General features: G+C 67.3%; 19 protein-coding genes and 2 pseudogenes. 7 read left to right on the plus strand and 14 right to left on the minus strand.

What is annotated here, in order from left to right; translation table 11 throughout:
- The first annotated feature begins 17 nt into the window (after positions 1 to 17).
- From KDL28_RS36550 to KDL28_RS36570, 5 genes are all read left to right on the plus strand, one after another.
- Entirely contained in the window at positions 18 to 611 is a 594-nt protein-coding gene (locus KDL28_RS36550) for a Dps family protein (RefSeq protein WP_252446052.1), read from the plus strand.
- Positions 612 to 689: 78 nt separating this feature from the next.
- The gene (ctaD, locus tag KDL28_RS36555; RefSeq protein ID WP_252446053.1) at positions 690 to 2402 is read left to right on the plus strand and encodes an aa3-type cytochrome oxidase subunit I; all 1713 of its coding nucleotides are present in this window, start codon (positions 690 to 692) and stop codon (positions 2400 to 2402) included.
- A 100-nt stretch (positions 2403 to 2502) separates the two neighbouring features.
- The gene (locus tag KDL28_RS36560; protein WP_252446054.1) at positions 2503 to 2832 is read left to right on the plus strand and encodes a hypothetical protein; all 330 of its coding nucleotides are present in this window, start codon (positions 2503 to 2505) and stop codon (positions 2830 to 2832) included.
- Between the two features lie 100 nt (positions 2833 to 2932).
- Positions 2933 to 3421 carry a hypothetical protein gene (locus KDL28_RS36565; protein WP_252446055.1) on the plus strand — a complete coding sequence of 163 codons (489 nt, stop codon included), beginning with the start codon at positions 2933 to 2935 and terminating at the stop codon, positions 3419 to 3421.
- Between the two features lie 149 nt (positions 3422 to 3570).
- Complete coding sequence (locus KDL28_RS36570) at positions 3571 to 4365, plus strand: transposase family protein (protein WP_252446056.1); 795 nt, start codon at positions 3571 to 3573, stop codon at positions 4363 to 4365.
- Between the two features lie 99 nt (positions 4366 to 4464).
- On the opposite strand, the gene KDL28_RS42320 is transcribed toward KDL28_RS36570, so the two are convergent.
- The 7 genes from KDL28_RS42320 to KDL28_RS36600 form a co-directional block, all read right to left on the minus strand.
- The gene (locus KDL28_RS42320; protein WP_372497170.1) at positions 4465 to 4923 is read right to left on the minus strand and encodes a hypothetical protein; all 459 of its coding nucleotides are present in this window, start codon (positions 4921 to 4923) and stop codon (positions 4465 to 4467) included.
- 728 nt (positions 4924 to 5651) lie between these two features.
- Positions 5652 to 6263 (minus strand): uracil-DNA glycosylase family protein, encoded by a 612-nt coding sequence (locus KDL28_RS36575; protein WP_252446057.1) that lies wholly within the window; start codon positions 6261 to 6263, stop codon positions 5652 to 5654.
- A gap of 40 nt (positions 6264 to 6303) precedes the next feature.
- The gene (gene msrA / locus KDL28_RS36580) at positions 6304 to 6840 is read right to left on the minus strand and encodes a peptide-methionine (S)-S-oxide reductase MsrA (RefSeq protein WP_252446058.1); all 537 of its coding nucleotides are present in this window, start codon (positions 6838 to 6840) and stop codon (positions 6304 to 6306) included.
- Positions 6841 to 6877: 37 nt separating this feature from the next.
- Positions 6878 to 7321: a DUF5709 domain-containing protein gene (locus KDL28_RS36585; protein WP_252446059.1), complete on the minus strand. Its 444-nt coding sequence runs from the start codon at positions 7319 to 7321 to the stop codon at positions 6878 to 6880.
- A 72-nt stretch (positions 7322 to 7393) separates the two neighbouring features.
- Complete coding sequence (locus KDL28_RS36590) at positions 7394 to 8113, minus strand: FAD-binding oxidoreductase (RefSeq protein ID WP_256503443.1); 720 nt, start codon at positions 8111 to 8113, stop codon at positions 7394 to 7396.
- Positions 8113 to 8721 carry a sulfite oxidase-like oxidoreductase gene (locus tag KDL28_RS36595; RefSeq protein WP_252446063.1) on the minus strand — a complete coding sequence of 203 codons (609 nt, stop codon included), beginning with the start codon at positions 8719 to 8721 and terminating at the stop codon, positions 8113 to 8115. The genes KDL28_RS36590 and KDL28_RS36595 overlap by 1 nt, the downstream gene beginning before the upstream one ends.
- A 101-nt stretch (positions 8722 to 8822) precedes the next feature.
- The gene (locus KDL28_RS36600) at positions 8823 to 9494 is read right to left on the minus strand and encodes a TetR/AcrR family transcriptional regulator (protein ID WP_308216115.1); all 672 of its coding nucleotides are present in this window, start codon (positions 9492 to 9494) and stop codon (positions 8823 to 8825) included.
- Between the two features lie 470 nt (positions 9495 to 9964).
- On the opposite strand from KDL28_RS36600, the pseudogene KDL28_RS36605 reads away from it, so the two are divergent.
- Positions 9965 to 10468, plus strand: a pseudogene (locus KDL28_RS36605) (ferritin-like domain-containing protein); the annotation flags it as partial.
- A gap of 1045 nt (positions 10469 to 11513) precedes the next feature.
- Entirely contained in the window at positions 11514 to 11714 is a 201-nt protein-coding gene (locus tag KDL28_RS36610) for a hypothetical protein (protein WP_252446074.1), read from the plus strand.
- Positions 11715 to 12172: 458 nt separating this feature from the next.
- On the opposite strand, the gene KDL28_RS36615 is transcribed toward KDL28_RS36610, so the two are convergent.
- The 7 genes and pseudogenes from KDL28_RS36615 to KDL28_RS36650 all read right to left on the minus strand — a co-directional run bounded on the left by KDL28_RS36615 (position 12173) and on the right by KDL28_RS36650 (position 15914).
- Complete coding sequence (locus tag KDL28_RS36615; RefSeq protein WP_252446066.1) at positions 12173 to 13063, minus strand: MFS transporter; 891 nt, start codon at positions 13061 to 13063, stop codon at positions 12173 to 12175.
- Positions 13063 to 13392, minus strand: a complete 330-nt coding sequence (locus KDL28_RS36620; protein WP_252446067.1) for an MFS transporter — start codon at positions 13390 to 13392, stop codon at positions 13063 to 13065. Before KDL28_RS36620 ends, KDL28_RS36615 begins: the two co-directional genes overlap by 1 nt.
- Before the next feature lie 72 nt (positions 13393 to 13464).
- Positions 13465 to 13851 (minus strand): nuclear transport factor 2 family protein, encoded by a 387-nt coding sequence (locus KDL28_RS36625; protein ID WP_308216116.1) that lies wholly within the window; start codon positions 13849 to 13851, stop codon positions 13465 to 13467.
- A gap of 73 nt (positions 13852 to 13924) precedes the next feature.
- Positions 13925 to 14074, minus strand: a complete 150-nt coding sequence (locus KDL28_RS36630) for a hypothetical protein (protein ID WP_252446069.1) — start codon at positions 14072 to 14074, stop codon at positions 13925 to 13927.
- Complete coding sequence (locus tag KDL28_RS36635; protein ID WP_252446070.1) at positions 14032 to 14403, minus strand: GNAT family N-acetyltransferase; 372 nt, start codon at positions 14401 to 14403, stop codon at positions 14032 to 14034. Before KDL28_RS36635 ends, KDL28_RS36630 begins: the two co-directional genes overlap by 43 nt.
- 34 nt (positions 14404 to 14437) lie before the next feature.
- A complete protein-coding gene (locus KDL28_RS36640) occupies positions 14438 to 14896 on the minus strand; it encodes a GNAT family N-acetyltransferase (RefSeq protein ID WP_252446071.1) in 459 nt (152 codons plus the stop codon).
- A gap of 74 nt (positions 14897 to 14970) precedes the next feature.
- A pseudogene (locus tag KDL28_RS36650) lies at positions 14971 to 15914 on the minus strand (NADP-dependent oxidoreductase).
- Positions 15915 to 16066: the final 152 nt, after the last annotated feature.

Here is a 16066-nt window from a genome sequence, read left to right on the forward strand (position 1 = left end):
ATGGAGGAGGTCCACCGATGACCGCAACTCAGGACGGAACGGATCACGTCTTGCAATCGAGCCAACCGTGGCTGCATCAGCACGGCGGAGGGGAGATCCAGAAGTTCGGGACCGTGAAGCAGTTCCCCGTCGGATTGTCCTATGACGCGCGTATGTACGCGGGTCAGACGCTCAACCGGACGCTGGCGGACACCCAGATCCTGTACGCGCTCTACAAGAAGAGCCACTGGAATGTCCGCGGCGCGACCTTCTACCAGCTCCACCTCCTGCTCGACAAGCACGCTGACGCACAGCTCGCTCTCATCGACGCGATCGCCGAACGCGTCCAGAGCCTGGGTGCCGTCGCGGTGGGGGATCCGCGCCACACGGCTGAGCTCAGCACCATTCCGCGACCGCCGGACGGTGTCGAGCAGGTTCCGGCGATGCTCTCGCGGTTGCTCGACGCGCACGAGCGCATCTTGATCAACGCTCACAAGGCGGCCGCCAAGAGCGCGGAGCTCGGCGACGACGGAACCAACGACCTGCTCGTCTCGCAGGTCATCCGTACCGGGGAGCTTCAATGCTGGTTCCTGGCCGAGCATCTGGTCGATACGCCTCTCGTCCGCATTTGACGGCCCAGTCGCCGCACGGCCGCGATATCGCTTGAGGCCGTTGTCCCTCGAACTCACATCATCTCCTGAGAAGGCGTCATGACCCAGCTCGCCCCGGCCCTGGTGGCTCAACCGAACGTGAGCCGCCGATCGGCGAAGGGGTCGGTGTTCCTCAAAATGCTGCGGACCACCGACCCCAAGGACATCGCGATCCTGTACCTGGTCACGTCGTTCGGCTTCTTCCTCGCCGGCGGGGTGATGGCGCTGCTGATCCGCGGTGAGCTGGCCGTGCCGGGCATGCAGTTCCTGTCCACCGAGCAGTACAACCAGCTGTTCACCATGCACGGCACGGTCATGCTGCTGCTGTACGCGACGCCGATTCTGTTCGGGTTCGCGAACTACATCGTCCCCTTGCAGATCGGGGCTCCGGACGTCGCGTTCTCGCGCCTGAATGCGCTCTCGTACTGGCTGTTCCTGTTCGGCAGCCTGGCCGTCCTGTCCGGGTTCCTCACACCTGGAGGACCGGCGGGATTCGGTTGGTTCTCCTACGCCCCACTTCATTCTGCGCAGTATTCGCCCGGGGTGGGTGGTGATCTGTGGGTCGTCGGTCTGATCGTGTCCGGTCTCGGCACGATCCTGGGCGCCGTCAACTTCATCACCACGATCGTCTGCATGCGCGCGCCAGGCATGACGATGTTCCGGATGCCGATCTTCACGTGGAACATCCTGGTGACGGCGATTCTGATCCTGGTCGCGTTCCCGGTACTCACGGCCGGCCTGTTCGGGATACTCGCGGACCGCCGCTTCGGTGCACATGCGTTTGATCCGGCCAACGGCGGTGTGATCCTGTGGCAGCACTTGTTCTGGTTCTTCGGCCACCCCGAGGTCTACATCATCGCGATCCCGTTCTTCGGCATCGTCTCGGAGGTCCTACCGGTGTTCAGCCGCAAGCCGGTGTTCGGCTACAAGGGCCTGGTCTACGCGACGATCGCCATCGGAGCGCTCTCCGTCGCGGTGTGGGCGCATCATCTCTATGCCACCGGTGCGGTGCTGTTGGCGTTCTTCTCGTTCACCACGTTCCTGATCGCGATTCCCACAGGCGTGAAGTTCGTGAACTGGATCGGCACGATGTGGAAGGGCCGGCTGACGTTCGAGACGCCGATGCTGTTCAGCGTCGGCTTCCTGGCCACGTTCCTGTTCGGTGGCCTGACCGGGATCCTGCTGGCGTCGCCGCCGTTGGACTTCCACGTCTCGGACACCTACTTCGTGGTGGCGCACTTCCACTACGTGCTGTTCGGCACGATCGTGTTCGCCACCTACGCCGGCATCTACTTCTGGTTCCCGAAGATGACCGGCCGCTTCCTGGACGAGACCTGGGGCAAGGTCCACTTCTGGCTCACCTTCGTCGGGTTCCACCTGACGTTCCTGGTGCAGCACTGGCTGGGCAACGAGGGCATGCCGCGCCGCTACGCCGACTACCTGCCGACCGACGGGTTCACGATGCTGAACGCGATCTCCTCGATCGGCGCGTTCGTGCTGGGTGCGTCCACGCTGCCGTTCCTGTGGAACGTGTTCCGCAGCTACCGGTACGGGCGCGTGGTCACCGCGGATGACCCGTGGGGCTTCGGCAACTCCCTGGAGTGGGCCACGTCCTGCCCGCCGCCGCGGCACAACTTCACCGAGCTGCCCCGGATCCGGTCCGAGCGTCCGGCGTTCGAGCTGCACTACCCGCACCTGGTGGAGCGGTCCCGGGCGGAGGCCCACGTCGGCGGTCGCGGCCACGCAAAGCTGCCCGATACCGACGCTAAATGATCTCCCTGTTTGTAGCTCCACGACAAGACGGCTCACGTGTTCCGGGCGCTACGCGCGGTTGGCGGGCGTGTTGCTGAGACGTAATCCTGAGGAGGACCCTATGGTCGGCTCACTGAGCGACATCCATGTCTCGGATGGCGACGCCGTGGAAACCGAGCACATTCCGATGGCGCTGACCGCGAGCGGCCTCGTCTACGACGACGGCGCCACCCAGATCTTCGAACCCGCCGGCGCCACCATCTACGTCGAGCGGGGCCGTCCGACCGAGGGCGAATGGTATCTCGACGACGCCGGCCGCTTCTGCTCGTTCTGGCCTCCGAGGTATCGGGCGTGCTACGACCTGCGCTGGACCGTCGAGGACGGCAGAATCGTTGGGCTTCGATTTACCGAGTTCGCGGGCGGCTCCAGCTTCAATGGTCGATACCGGTGAAGGAAGTGGACGGCGGTCGACGTCCGCGAACGAGTTTCTTCATCAAACGTTAGTGTTCGCCGGGTAGTGGCGGTGTACCCGACGGATCTACCGTCGACTCGTGGTAACGGATGAGCAGACGCCCCGATTGCGGGCATCACGGCTGGCGCATGTCGGTGAGCTTGTAGCAGTGGTCCGGGACAAAGTCGGTGCCGGCCACTTTCGCGGGCGTGACGTGTTCCACGAGCTGTGGCATCGACTGCGACTTGTGCACGATACCTGTGAACAAGTCGATGAGAAGGCGTGGACGGAGTATGTGGTCCGCCTCGATCGAGGGCTGGACGCACTCGCCTACGAGCTCGCGCGGGTGAGCGAGGCGCCCTCCGCCGACACCGTGCTCCACGTGCACGCAACCCGCCTCGAGATCGAGGGCTGGGCACTTCGGCTCGACCATGCCCGGGACGGCGTCCGCCATGCACAGCTCACCACCCGACGACTGGTAGAGCGTGCCGAGCGGAACCTCGGCGAGTACCAGCTTGGTCGGACGACACGGGATGATCTCGACCGGATCATGGACGAGGTTCGCGACACAGCGCGCGTCCAGCAATGAGTTCCGGTGCCGTCGGCTTCTTGCCACCGAGCCCTTTCCAACCTGCTTAGGTGCGGCTCCGCGCATGACCTGGGCGCCTGCGGGCATGAGTGAAGCCCCTGGTAGACGAGTGATTGCCTAGATCAACTCGCGGCCTACCAGGAGCTTCGGTGCCTTCCTACCCTGCGGGGTTGTCCGTGTCCAACCACGCCCTGACCACGCTGGCCACCGCCCTGCGACGCAGCCGCAAGCAGTTGGGCACCCGATGGCGACGACTCACCGTCGGCCGCCAGGCCCTGCTCGTGATCGCGCACCTACGCAAGGGTGAGACCTACACCGACCTGGCCGTCGGGTTCGGGATCGGCACGACGACCGCGTTCCGCTACATCCGCGAGGCCCTCGACGCCCTGGCCGCGCAGGCCCGCATCCTGGAGCAGGCGATCGAGATCGCCGCACGGAAGGCGTTCGTCGTCCTGGACGGGACGCTGCTGCGCATCGACCGAGTCGGGATGGCCTCGGGCCACGACCGACGCTTCTATTCGGGCAAGCACAAGTGCCACGGCGTGAACGTGCAAGTCATCTCCGACCCGGCCGGTCGGCTGATCTGGGCTTCACCGGCGCTGCCCGGCGCCCGCCACGACATGGGCGCTGCCCGCGAGCACGGCATCATCGACGCCCTGGCCGCGGCCGGGGTGCAGGTGATCGCCGACAACGGCTACCGCGGCACCGGGCCAGGGTTCGACCTGCCGCAGCGACGACGTCGCGCGGACGCTGAGACCGGGCAGCGCCGGCGGCTGTCGAAGGCCCAGCGCGCGGTCAACGCCGCGCACGCCGCTCAACGCGGACCGGGCGAGCGGGCCAACGCGGTGCTCAAGTCCTGGAGGATCCTGCGCAAGATCCGCTGCTGCCCGTCACGGGCTACTGCGCTGGTCAACGCCGTGCAGGTGCTGGTTCTCGCAGGTTGACGCCTCAAGTGGAAAGGGCTCACTGGGCCGGTCAACGTGCGTTCGTGCCGCTGCGGATGGAGCTGATGCGGGTGGACGGCACCTGTTCCGTGGGCACGATCAGCTCGTTCGGCCGCCGACGGTGCTACGGGACATCTGGGCGCCGTCGTGCGGGCATCGGCCGCCGGGCCACCGGGCCGCCGGTGAGGGACGAGGGTGAGCGTGTGCACCCCGCCAAGCCACAGGGCGTCGCGGAGAGCCTCCCGGACCGCGTCGAGCAGCCGGTGCCGCTCGGCAGGGCGCAGATCGTCCAGCTTCGCGGGTGAGGTGGAGCGCAGCGCACCACAGGATCTCGTCGGCGAGCAGGTTCCCGATCCCGGCCAGGGCCCGCTGATCGAGTAGGCGCGCCTCGATCGGTGTGGTGCCGTGCGCGATGGTGGCGAGGACCTGCTGGTCGGTGACAGGGGCCGCGTCCGGGCCGAGATCGAGCGGGGGGCGAGGCGGATCGGGCCCAGCCGACGGGAGTCGACCAGCATGAGCATGCCGCCATCCTCGAAGGTGAGGCGGAAGCGGGACCACCGACCTGTAGCCGCCCGGTGTGCGGCGGCCGTACCAGTAGTCGCCGCCGTCGATCTCGGTGCCGTCGGGCGCCGACGATGACGATCTTCCCGGACATGCCCAGGTGGATCCCGAGCGGTTGCCCCTCGGCTACCGACCCGTCCACGGGGGACGTGGGCACCAGAGAGCCCTGCCGAGACGGCACGCGATGACGAGGCGGCGCCCGACGAGCCCTCGCGAATCCGGTCCGGAGGGTGCGGTCGGCAGATGTAGGAGTCCCTGTCGTCGACCGTGGTGATGCAGCGGCCGAGCGCCGCCCGCTCGATGACGGTCCTGGCCGACTCCACCTCCGGCAGCTCAGGCATGGCCTGCTCGACCAGCGCGTCCGCGGTGACCTTGCTGAACTCGGCCTCGCGGATCCGGTTGTGGTCTTCGTTGCAGACCTCCGTGTCGGGCAGGCCTGCGCCGGTGACGTTCTCGCCGAACTCGCCGAGCCGCAGGTCGTCGTACCCGGGTAGCGCGGGCCCAGTCGTTGCAGGGCTCACGCTGGTGAACAGGAACGCGTGTTGCTCGCCGCCATGATCAGCGGTGTCGCCCCCGGCCGTTGCCGTCGAGGTCTGGACGGGCCATTCGGGTCCGGGCTGCGGCGCCTTCCAGATGCTGGCGCGGACCGTGCGGCCCTCCCATTACTCGTAGCGGGGGTGTCGTCGTTGACCGACACGTGCGCGGCCATGGGGGATCTGGTCCCTTCAGCCTCCGGTTTCCCGGTCGGCCGGATCGATGTCCGGCCGGAGGACCGCGTGCACACGAGCGCGCAGTGCCGGGATGACCTCTTCGGCGAACCACGGGTTGCGGGTGTGCCACCGGAAGTTCAGTGGTGAGGGGTGGACGAGGGGCATGCGGTCGGGGAGGTGGTCGCGAAACGCCCGGACCGTGTCGGTGAGGTTCGCTCCGGCGGACCCGGGCAGGTAGTGCTTCCGCGCATGGCGGCCGATCAGGACAGTGAGCCGGACGTGCGGTAGCTCCGCGAGGAGTCGTGGATGCCAGCGTGGTGCGACGTCGGGGCGCGGCGGCAAGTCACCGTGGGCTCCCTTGCCCGGGTAGTAGAAGTCCATCGGCAGGATCGCGAACAGCGTCGGGTCGTAGAACTGGTCGTCGGTGACCCCGAGCCAGCGCCGCAGCGTCACGCCGCTCTGGTCGTTCCAGGGGATCCCGCTGCACTGCGCGCGTGTTCCCGGGGCCTGCCCGATGAGGACGATCCGCGCGGCCGGATGCGCGGCGTAGATCGGCTGCAGGCCCGCCGCGGTCGAGGCCCGGTTGGCCGGGTCGGCGATGATCTCCTCACGGATCCGCTGCAGCACAGGACTCGTCCCCGCCGCCGATCCGTCCATGGTGGCACAGTCAGGTCAGCTGGGACGACGGCTGCGACGCGACGTCACGGCGTCGCGGCAGCACCCAGCCCGGGCGCGGGAAGTGGCAGGTGTAGCCGTGGGGGTAGCGCAGCAGGTAGTCCTGGTGTTCTGGCTCGGCCTCCCAGAACGGGCCGGCCGGCGTGACCTCGGTGACGACCTTGCCCGGCCACAACCCGGAGGCGTCGACGTCGGCGAGCGTGTCCTCGGCGACCCGGCGCTGTTCGTCGTCGAGGTAGAAGATCGCCGACCGATAGGAGGTGCCCACGTCGTTGCCCTGCTGGTTCGGGGTGCTGGGGTCGTGGATCTGGAAGAAGAACTCCAGCAGGTCGCGGTAGGTGGTGACGGAGGGGTCGTAGGTGATCTCGATGGCTTCGGCGTGTGAGCCGTGGTTGCGGTAGGTGGCGTTGGGGGTGTCGCCGCCGGTGTAGCCCACGCGGGTGGACAACACGCCGGGCCGGGAGCGGATGAGGTCCTGCATCCCCCAGAAGCACCCTCCGGCGAGGACTGCTCGCTGCCGCTCGGTCATGGTTCGGCTCCCTTCCTTGGTGCGGAGTTGCTCGTGCTCAGGCGTCGTCGGGATCGCGCACGATGTGAATGGCTGCTTCCTCGGCGCTGGCTGCCCCGCCGTCCCTTCCGACGTCGACGGCGTTCAGGTAGGCGAAGTCGTCCCACTCGCCGGCAGGCTCGACGTCGACCAGGCGTCCCGAGCGAACGACGCCGACTTCGTCGTCGTACAGCTCGCCGTCGGTGCCGGCGGTGTCGCCGAGACCGTCGCCGTCATCGGTGTCCCTGACGTCGGGCAGCTCGCGCGCCAGGCGGCCGGCGAGGCTCTCGTGTTCGTGTGCCTCCCGCACCGTGATGCCGTAGTGCTCGCGCTCCCACGGTCGTTCGGGCACCGTGTAACCCTCGTCGAGGACGTCGACCCCGCGCGCTTCGAGGGTGTCGTCGTCTTCGAGCAGGCCGTTGTCGATGTCGACCCCGTCCACGCCGTCGCTGTCATCGCCCATGTCGTCCTCCTGTCGGCGCGCTGGCCCGGCGGTCAGGGCCGCATGCCGTCTCGTGCTGGGGTCCCCGGCCGGTCATCCAGAGAATCCGAACCGCTCGACCCTGATCCGTTCAGCGGGCACACCAGCGGCTGCGGCCAGCTGGGTGGCGGCATCGCAGAAGGCGGTGGACCCGCAGACGTAGACATCACGGTCTCCGTCCAGGGTGGTCGTGAGGTCCCGGGCCGTGAGACGACCCGGTTGACGCGCATGCCCGTCAGGGACTGCGCGCGTGAAGACGATCGAGGTGCCCGGTCCCTGGATCTCGGTGGAGTAGTACAGGTCCTCGGGCCTGCGTGCCGAGACGACGAGGCGGAAGAGGTCCGGCTCGCCGAGCTTGCGGGCGTGGCGCAGCATCGACATCAGGGGCACGACCCCGGAGCCGCCGCCCACTCCGAGCGCGGGCTTGAGATCCCAGGCGAAGTGGCCGCCGATCGGGCCCCGCACGTCGAGGGTGTCGCCCACCTCGACGGCCTCGTTGAGGAAGCCCGACACCTCGCCGCCCTGCAGGATCTCGACGGTCAGATCGAGCTCCGCCGCGTTCGACGGTGCGCTGGCGATCGAGTAGGACCGCTGCGCCCGGTACCCGTCCGGTGCGGTCAGGCGCACGACGACGTGCTGGCCCGCCCAGAAGGAGCACGGCTCGGGCAGCATGAGGGTGAAGGTCTTCGCCGTAGGGGTCTCCTGGCAGACGCCGGTCACCGTGGCCGACTGCCACGGTCCGGGGTGGGGCGGTCCTCCGGAAACGCTGGTCATCAATCCCCCTGATACCGCTGCTCGAGCCACGGGTCACCCCGGTCGTGGTAGCCCCGCACCTCCCAGAAGCCCTGCTGGTCCTCGGCGAGCAAGGTCAGACCCGACACCCACTTCGCGCTCTTCCAGAAGTAGAGGTGAGGCACGAGCAGGCGCGCAGGGCCACCGTGGATGTCGGTCAGCGGTGCGCCGTTGACGTCCCACACGACCCAAGCCTTGCCGTCGGTGAGGTCCTCGAGCCGGAGGTTCGTCGTGTAACCGGTGTGGGATCTCGCCAGCGCGAACGTTGCGTCGTCACGGACTCCCGCGGCGTCGAGCAGGGTGTCGACCGATACGCCGTCGAACCGCATACCGAACTTGGACCACGTGGTCACGCAGTGGATGGCGCCCTCGTACCGGGAGGTCGGCAACGCATGGATCTCATCCCAGCTCCAACGAACCGGCTCGTCGACCAGACCGTCGATCTCGAAGCTCCACCTGGCAGTGTCGATGCTCGGCGTCGGCTCGGCATGTAGGACCGGCCAGTTCGCACCGGCGTCGTACTGGCCGGGAGGCAGCCGCGGGTCGCGCGTGCCACGGCTGCGACCAGTAAATCCCCTCGTCAACGCCATCTGATAATCCCTGTCGATCGTCGCCGACGCTCGGAGGACATGCCCCGGCGGCGGGCAAGAAGGCCAGCTGCGGCCTGGACGATCCGAATATGAGCGCCGCGCTACTGGACTGTCAAGTCCGAATACGTCACGGCAGTCCGCGCCTGAACCGCGTCAGCTCGGCGCTCCGACGCGCGATCGCCACGCACCCGCCGACCTTCGATGCTGTCGAGCGCGAGGTCCAGTGCCATCGCCATCGGACGCGAGCTGCGGGCCGCCTGCGAGAGCAGGTAACCGCCCTGGTAGGCGGCCATCAGTCCAGTGGCGAGCTCGCTCGGGTCGGCGCCGGCGTCGAGCTCGCTGCGATCCTGCATCCACCGCAGCTCAGCCGCGAGATAGGACTCCCACGAGCGGAACGCGGCCTGGATCAGGATCCGGGCCAGCTCCGACCGGTCCGCGAGCTCGCTGGACAGCGAACCGACAGCGCACCCGTTGACGCCCCGAGCTTCCTCGACGAACCACACGACCGCGTCGCGCCACCGTCGCAGATCGGCGACCGACGCCAGCCGCTCGAGGTAGGGCTCCTGGAATTCCAGCACCCGCGCGACCTGGAACTTGATGACTGCGGCGACCAGTGCCTCCTTGTCGGCGAAGTAGTGGTAGAGCTGCGACTTGCTCGTGTGCGACGCGTCGACCACCTGGTCCATGGTGGTGCCGGCAACGCCTGCGCCATGCATGAGATCCGCGGCGGCTCGGACGATGCGGTCCCGAGTCAGCGCTCCACGCGCAGTCAGGCGCCATACAGGAGACTGGGCTCCGACGCTAGTCCGGTGGCCATGCTAGTCCGGCCCGCCCTGAAAGTAGTACTTGACAGTCCAGTTCGTGCCCCCATGCTGCCCCCGCAGCCGGGTCCAGCGCAGCCGGGTCGAAGAGTGGAGTCCCGGGCCGACGGATGACGCCGCCAATCCGTCCCGCCGGGGGCCTGGCCCGTCACGACGCGCGCACCAGGAGACGTGATGCATGGGGTCGTCGAGGCTCAGAAGTGCCTAGCGGAGCAGCGCTCCGACGTCACCGTCCATTCTTCTTTCTCGCTCGGAAGGTAGCGGTGGGCTCGGCAGACCGATTCAAGAGCACTCCGACTCGCCCGTAGTGGCGACGGTCATCAACGAACAGCACCGGAGTCAGGATGTCTGAGGACCGCTTCATCGACGACGCCATCATTCGCAGCGCCGAAACCGCCGAAGATCGCGCCAAGCTCGCCAGCATGGTTGCCGAAGCAGGCGCCGGCGCACCGGCGCCGACCACGACGGAAGAAGTTGGGCCGAGTGACAGTTCGATCCTGAAGTTCGCGCTCAACTTGGAGTACCTCGAAGCCGAGTTCTACCTTCGTGGCGTCACAGGTCAGGGCCTGCCTGATGACATGGTGAGCGGGACAGGGAAGCCTGGCGGGGTGTCCGGTGGCCGTCAGGTCGACTTCCGTAGTCCTTTGATCAAGAACATCGCCCGCGAGATCGCCATGGACGAGCGAGCCCACGTTGCGTTCCTCCGCAACGCACTCGGTGACGCAGCCTCTGCGCGTCCACGCATCTCCCTTGACCGTAGTTTCACCGCTGCGGCGATCGCGGCCGGATTGATCAAGCCGGGGGAGGTCTTCGACGCGTATGCGAACGAGCGCAACTTCCTCTTTGCGGCGTTCCTCTTCGAAGACGTCGGAGTCACTGCTTTCAAAGGTGCGGCGCCGTTCATCTCCAACAAGACCTACCTGGACGCGGCAGCCGGTCTACTGGCGACGGAGGCCTACCACGCCGGGGTGGTACGGGCCGCGCTGTTCAGCGAGGGGCTCATGGATGACTCGGTGTTCGACGTCGTGCACAAGATCTCGGCGGTTCGCAACGCGGTCAGCGGGCCTGCTGATGATGACCAAGATCTTGGCACGAAGGAGGAGGCCAACCTGGTTCCCACCGATGAGTACGGCCGTGCATTCGGCAGGAGTGCGATGGAGATCCTCAACGTCGTCTACCTTGATCCCCAAGCCGGTTTCCTCCGGCGGCTTCTATCCGGATGGGCTCAACGGGGACATCGTCCACGGTACCGGGCCTGCCGCGGGATAGATTCTGCCTCCCCATCCAGTCATGCCGACGGCTGTGGTGGCCCATTTCTCGGGCAAGTTCGCGCCGCCGCCAGATCCGGCCACGGAGATGGACGTCTACTCGGCCATGCTCACGGGTCTGCAGAACATGCCCAAGTTCTACGATCGGCTGCTCTCGCCGTCGGGTCGGGCCGGTGTCGGAGTGCCTGGACGCCTTCATCGCCCGCATTGCCGCAATGGTCGGGATCGCAATGTGGCTGGGAGCCAAGTCACGACCACGAGCAAGCATCCAACGGCCCCGACTCCGGTCGAGGTCGAGGACATGTCGGGTCGAGGAGCGCGGGCGGCTTGCCGCCGCCCTCGATGACGTCGACGTCGTTCACAACGAGCGCAAGTGGCTGCTTGCGCGTACGCGCGCCACCGGCGCCTTCTGGGAGCGGAGGTACAACCCGTGAGTGGGTTTGCGCGCGAACCGATGCCACAGTGCGTTTTGCGCCCGACATGGGACCTTGCGAGCGCGTCATCGTCACGGCCTCCGGCGGAGCCGGTCGAGCCCTGGGCGGCGGTAGCCGGCGGGGTGGGGAAGAACAGCGAAGCTGTGCGATGAGCGCCCTCACCACTCCGACGAGGGACGGGTGCACCTGTCGAACGAGTCCGAGCGAGGGAAGCGACGCGGATCAGCTGCGGCGCAGTGGCCGGGCCGGGCCGGCGAGCGGCTCTTCCCATGAGCGAGCGACGCGGCGCCAGCATCGGCTCTCGCGCCATCCGCGGCGTGATCGCGGGCGCGGTCGGCACCGCCGCGATGGATCTCGTGTGTTTCAGCCGCAACCGGCGCGGCGGCGGCAAAGACCCACTTCTGCGGTGGGAGTTCGGGGGCGATGTGCTGAGCTGGGCCGACGCATCGGCCCCGGCCAGGTCGGCATGAGGGTCGAGCGCATCGTCACGGGGTGGCACCCCCTGAGCGCTGGGCCCGCACCACGACGAACGTCGTGCACTGGGCCACCGGCATCGGCTGGGCCGTCCAGTAAGGCTGGCCGGCCCGGCATCCCGACCTCCGGGAGGTCGCGCTCGGACCCGTGGTCTGGCTGTCGGGCTACGTCATCCTCCCGCTGACGGGCGTCTACGGCCCGATCTGGAAGTACGACATGCGGACCCTCGCCAACGACCTGTCCGCTCACCTCGTGTTCGGTCTCACGACCAGCGCCACGTACGCCGCCCTGACGCGGTGGCCGGTCGCGGCAAGCATCGTGACGAGGAGGAGCAGAGCACCGATCCGGCTCTGGCCCATCGAGGATCCGCGCCGGCATCAACGGCCACCGACGGGCGCGCGGCGCCGTGCTGACGGGCGGGCGAGGTCTGGATGACGGCGAGGGTTCGTCCTGCTCATTCGCCGAGCGGGGTACTCCCGGTCGCATCGGTACGCGGGTTGTGTGCGGCGATGACGGTGAACACGGTTGCGATGAGGGCGGGTGCGCCGTACCCGAGAGCGATCTGCGGCAACGAGAAGGTGTTGGACAGTTGGCCGGCGATGAGGGCGGGGATGGTCGCGCCGCTGTAGCTGAGCAGGTAGATGACACGGAAGGTCGGTGCCCGGTCGGCGAGGGTGCTGCCGTGCAGCAGGCTGCGGGTGGTGGCGCTGATGGCGATGCCCTGACTGGCGCCGGCGACGATGGTGGCGGCGATGAACAACGCTAGGTTACCGGTGAGGATCGCGGTGACGACGCCGATCATTCCGGCGAGGAAGGCGGTCATGCCGAGGCGTTGCGCTGCGGCTGGTGCGAGCCGGCCGCCGAGGGGAGCACCGAGGACGCTGGGGGCCATGTAGGCGGCGAACACCAGTCCGACGACGAGCGGGCTTCGGGTGTGGAGTTGCTCTTCGACCAGCGCGGGCACGAACGCCTGGTAGAAGGCCCCCGCCGCCCAGGTGGACAGGAACACCGCTGCCGCGACCGGGAGCAGACTCCTGACCAGGGGCGGCACGTAGACCCGGGGCCGCAGTGATCGCCACGCGCCGGCCGTCGGAGTCGCGGTCTCTGGGCTGACGACGATCAGTGCCACCGATACCAGGAGGAGCGCGATGACGACCAGGAAGATGAGTTGGCGCGGCCAGGGACCGAACTGGACCAGCATGCCGGAGGCGATGGCGCCGACGGCCAGGCCGAGCATGACCGTCTGGCTGGACGCGACGGACGCCAACCAGGCCGGCCTGGCTGGCGCCGCGTCGACGATGTATGAGGTGATGCTGCTGCTGGCCAGCCCGGCGCCCAGGCCCATCAGGAGTCGACCGGCATCAGGATGCCGATGTCGTGCACGTTCAGCAGCAGCACGCAGCCGAGCACGAGCAGGACGAGGCTGGCGATCGAAGTGGGCCGTCGGCCCAGATGGTTGGAGAGCCTCCCCAGCACCAACAGCGTGGTGAGGGTTGCGGCGGAGTAGGCGACGACGGTCATCGAGATGCCGGCGTTGGTGAACCCGTCCTCGGCTCGGTAGATGTTGAACAGCGGGATCGTCGAACCCACTGCGGCAAAGGCCGCCACCGGTGAGACCACCGCGGCCGCGAAAGCCAGCCGGAGCGTTGTGTCCCGGCCTGCCACGTTGGTCACCGGCGCCACCTTGTGCATCGAGCAGTGCCTTTCTGCGGCGCTGAATCGGCCGGAGTCCGGAGGCCTGTACGGTTAGGCGATCGCGATGGGATCAGGTGCGCAGGCTGCAACACACACCCAGGTTCCGTCACGCTTCTGGTACGCATCCGTGTACAGGGCTTCTTTTGCCACACCATCGGCGATGGTAGTGAGTGTGACGCGAGCGTGGATCAGAGCAACGTCGCCGAGGATGCGGATGTTGACGTCGTGCACAGCGAGATCCTTGAAGGGGCGCGGCTTGGCGATGTACTCGAGGTATTCGTCACGATTGAAGGTGGTGCCCTCGATCTGAATTATGAAGTCCTCTGCGAGCAACTCCTTGAAACGCTCGACATCGTTCGAATGGTCGGAGTGGACGTAGTCGAGGTTGAGCTGCTCGAGGATCGCCAGGTCTTCAGTCGACTGCGTGGTGCCGTTAATTTTCTTGCACTCCTTCTGTGCGTGTGTTGTTGCAGGTTGCTGTCACAATCGATGACGGGTGAGCTCTGGAAGGCTATGCCAGGTCGCGCTCGAGCCCGGCAAGGTCTTCGTCGTGGTGGCTGTTGCTGCCCGCGGGTTCGAGCCGGGGGTAGGCACCGGAGCCGGGATGAACCTCGTCGATCAGGTCAAGGTATTCCGGGTGGCGGGCGATGAACTCACCCACGGCCGGGCAGATGATGTAATCTTCTTTCCGCTCTCGCGGACCTCGTCCAGGACGCGAGCGATGAGCTCCGTGGCCACCCGGTGGTGGCGGGCGGCGGGGTCGACCCAGGTCGTCAGCAGTACGACGCGGCCGCCTACGAACCGGTACGACAGCTCCGCGATCGCATCGGCGCCGACGGTGGCGATCCAGCGGCCGCGCTCCGCGTCGTTGATGACATCGAGCACCCAGCTCGACTCCACGTCACTGAGGCTTTCCCCGTCCAGAGCAGCGATGAGCGTCGCGTTGTTCTCTTCTCGGGTGGCCGCCTCGGCCTCGATATTGATCGTCACGGTCGCACTTTCTGTCGCCGAAAGCAATGGGTCGTCAGGGCCGGCGTGGCGCCTTCGTCACTCCTGGATGCTTGGAATCGAGGAGGACGGCGTACTCGGGGTTGTTCTCGATGAAAGTGCGTACGATCGGGCACATGATCGTGACCGTCTTGCCTTGTGCGCGTACATCGTCGAGGACGTGCCGGATCAGCTCGGTGGCGATGCCCCTCTTGCGGAACTCGGGAAATACCGAGATGGCCAGCAAAACGAGTCGGCCGTCGTCGGCGACGTTGTATGACAGGCTGGCGATCTCGCGGTAGCCAACGGTGGCTTCGTAGATGCCGGCCTTCTGTTCGTTGACGAATTCGACGTCCGACGCGCATGCGTGCGGGTTGTCGAGAAGCTCGTCTATGAGAACGGTCTGATCCTGGCTGAGGGTGCTTTTCCCGCCTGGGAGCCCGGCCTCGTCGGGGTACTCGAAGTCGTAGCGGCTCGGTGCGGTCGGGCCGGTCATGGGGTTTCCTTCGGTGGTTGCTCGTTCGCCGGCCGGGTTCGCTCGGTCGTGTTCTCTTGGACGTGCCGGGTCCTTCAGGGACGAACGTGGATGATCGTCTTGCCCGCGACCCGCTGGGTCGGGTTGAGGGCGGCGACCGCATCGTCGATGGGCGCGACGTGGCCGATGTTCGTCCGCAGCCGCCCGTCCCGGACCCGCTGTGCGATCTCACCCAGTTGATCGGGAACGGACACGACGACGAAGTCGACCGCCAAGCCGTGGGCTGGTCGCGCCTCCGGCGGCCCGGTGACGGTCACCAGTGTTCCTCCGGCTCGGACCAGGCCGGCGGACCGCTTCTGGATCTCGCCTCCGAGGACATCGAAAACCAGGTCGACCCCGCCGATGTCTTCCAAGGCATCGTTGTCGAGATCGATGAACATGTGCGCGCCGAAGTCAGTGCCGTCTGACGGTGGTCAGTTCGTCCGGTGCCGATGACGTAGGCGCCGGCCTCCCGGGCGAGCTGCACCACCATCGAACCGACTGCGCCGGCCGCACCGTGTACGAGGACGCTCTGTCCCGCTCGGAGGCGGCCGTGCTCGAACAGCCCTTGCCACGCGGTCAGGCCCGTCATCGCGATGCCCGCGCCCACCGTGAAGTCGACGTCGCCCGGCAGCGGCGCGAGGTTGCGCGCCTCGACAACCACATACTCCGCGAGGGTGCCGTCGCGGGTCCAGTCCGTGAGGCCGAAGACCCGTTGTCCCACCGACAGGCCGGTCGTGCCGTATCCGAGGGCGGTGACCACACCGGCGAGCTCGTGTCCGGGGATCGACGGTGTTCGGTCGCAGCCGAGGCGGTCGGTCCAGGTCGAGGGCCACTCCAGCTCATTCCCGGTGAACCCCGACGCATGAACTTCGACGATGACGTCGCCGTAGCTGGCGCCCGAGAGGCTGGCGAGCCTCGCGGCATCCGGATCGGGCCGCTGGGTCAGCTTCATCCCAGCCGTTCCGGCGGCCGGGTCCGTGACCACGATTGCTTTCATGTGAATGCCTCGATGTTTCAGCTCAGGGACTGCTGCACTCGTAGGTGACATCTGAGCTGTGGTGCCGACTGGCACTGCTGGAAGGATGTTCACCGTGCCCAAGCCTTACCCCCAGGAGTTCCGCGACGATGTCGTGCGAGTCGCGCGCGAGC

Source organism: Pseudonocardia humida (genome assembly GCF_023898865.1).
In the GTDB taxonomy this organism is placed as follows: domain Bacteria; phylum Actinomycetota; class Actinomycetes; order Mycobacteriales; family Pseudonocardiaceae; genus Pseudonocardia; species Pseudonocardia humida.

Bases quoted from the DNA above. Each gene is read 5' to 3' on its own strand.
- KDL28_RS36550 (WP_252446052.1), top strand. From the start codon at position 18: ATGACCGCAACTCAGGACGGAACGGATCACGTCTTGCAATCGAGCCAA.
- ctaD (WP_252446053.1), top strand. From the start codon at position 690: ATGACCCAGCTCGCCCCGGCCCTGGTGGCTCAACCGAACGTGAGCCGC.
- KDL28_RS36560 (WP_252446054.1), top strand. From the start codon at position 2,503: ATGGTCGGCTCACTGAGCGACATCCATGTCTCGGATGGCGACGCCGTG.
- msrA (WP_252446058.1), bottom strand. From the start codon at position 6,840: ATGACCGAGCGGCAGCGAGCAGTCCTCGCCGGAGGGTGCTTCTGGGGG.
- KDL28_RS36585 (WP_252446059.1), bottom strand. From the start codon at position 7,321: ATGGGCGATGACAGCGACGGCGTGGACGGGGTCGACATCGACAACGGC.
- KDL28_RS36590 (WP_256503443.1), bottom strand. From the start codon at position 8,113: ATGACCAGCGTTTCCGGAGGACCGCCCCACCCCGGACCGTGGCAGTCG.
- KDL28_RS36595 (WP_252446063.1), bottom strand. From the start codon at position 8,721: ATGGCGTTGACGAGGGGATTTACTGGTCGCAGCCGTGGCACGCGCGAC.
- KDL28_RS36610 (WP_252446074.1), top strand. From the start codon at position 11,514: ATGAGCGAGCGACGCGGCGCCAGCATCGGCTCTCGCGCCATCCGCGGC.
- KDL28_RS36615 (WP_252446066.1), bottom strand. From the start codon at position 13,063: ATGGGCCTGGGCGCCGGGCTGGCCAGCAGCAGCATCACCTCATACATC.
- KDL28_RS36640 (WP_252446071.1), bottom strand. From the start codon at position 14,896: ATGACCGGCCCGACCGCACCGAGCCGCTACGACTTCGAGTACCCCGAC.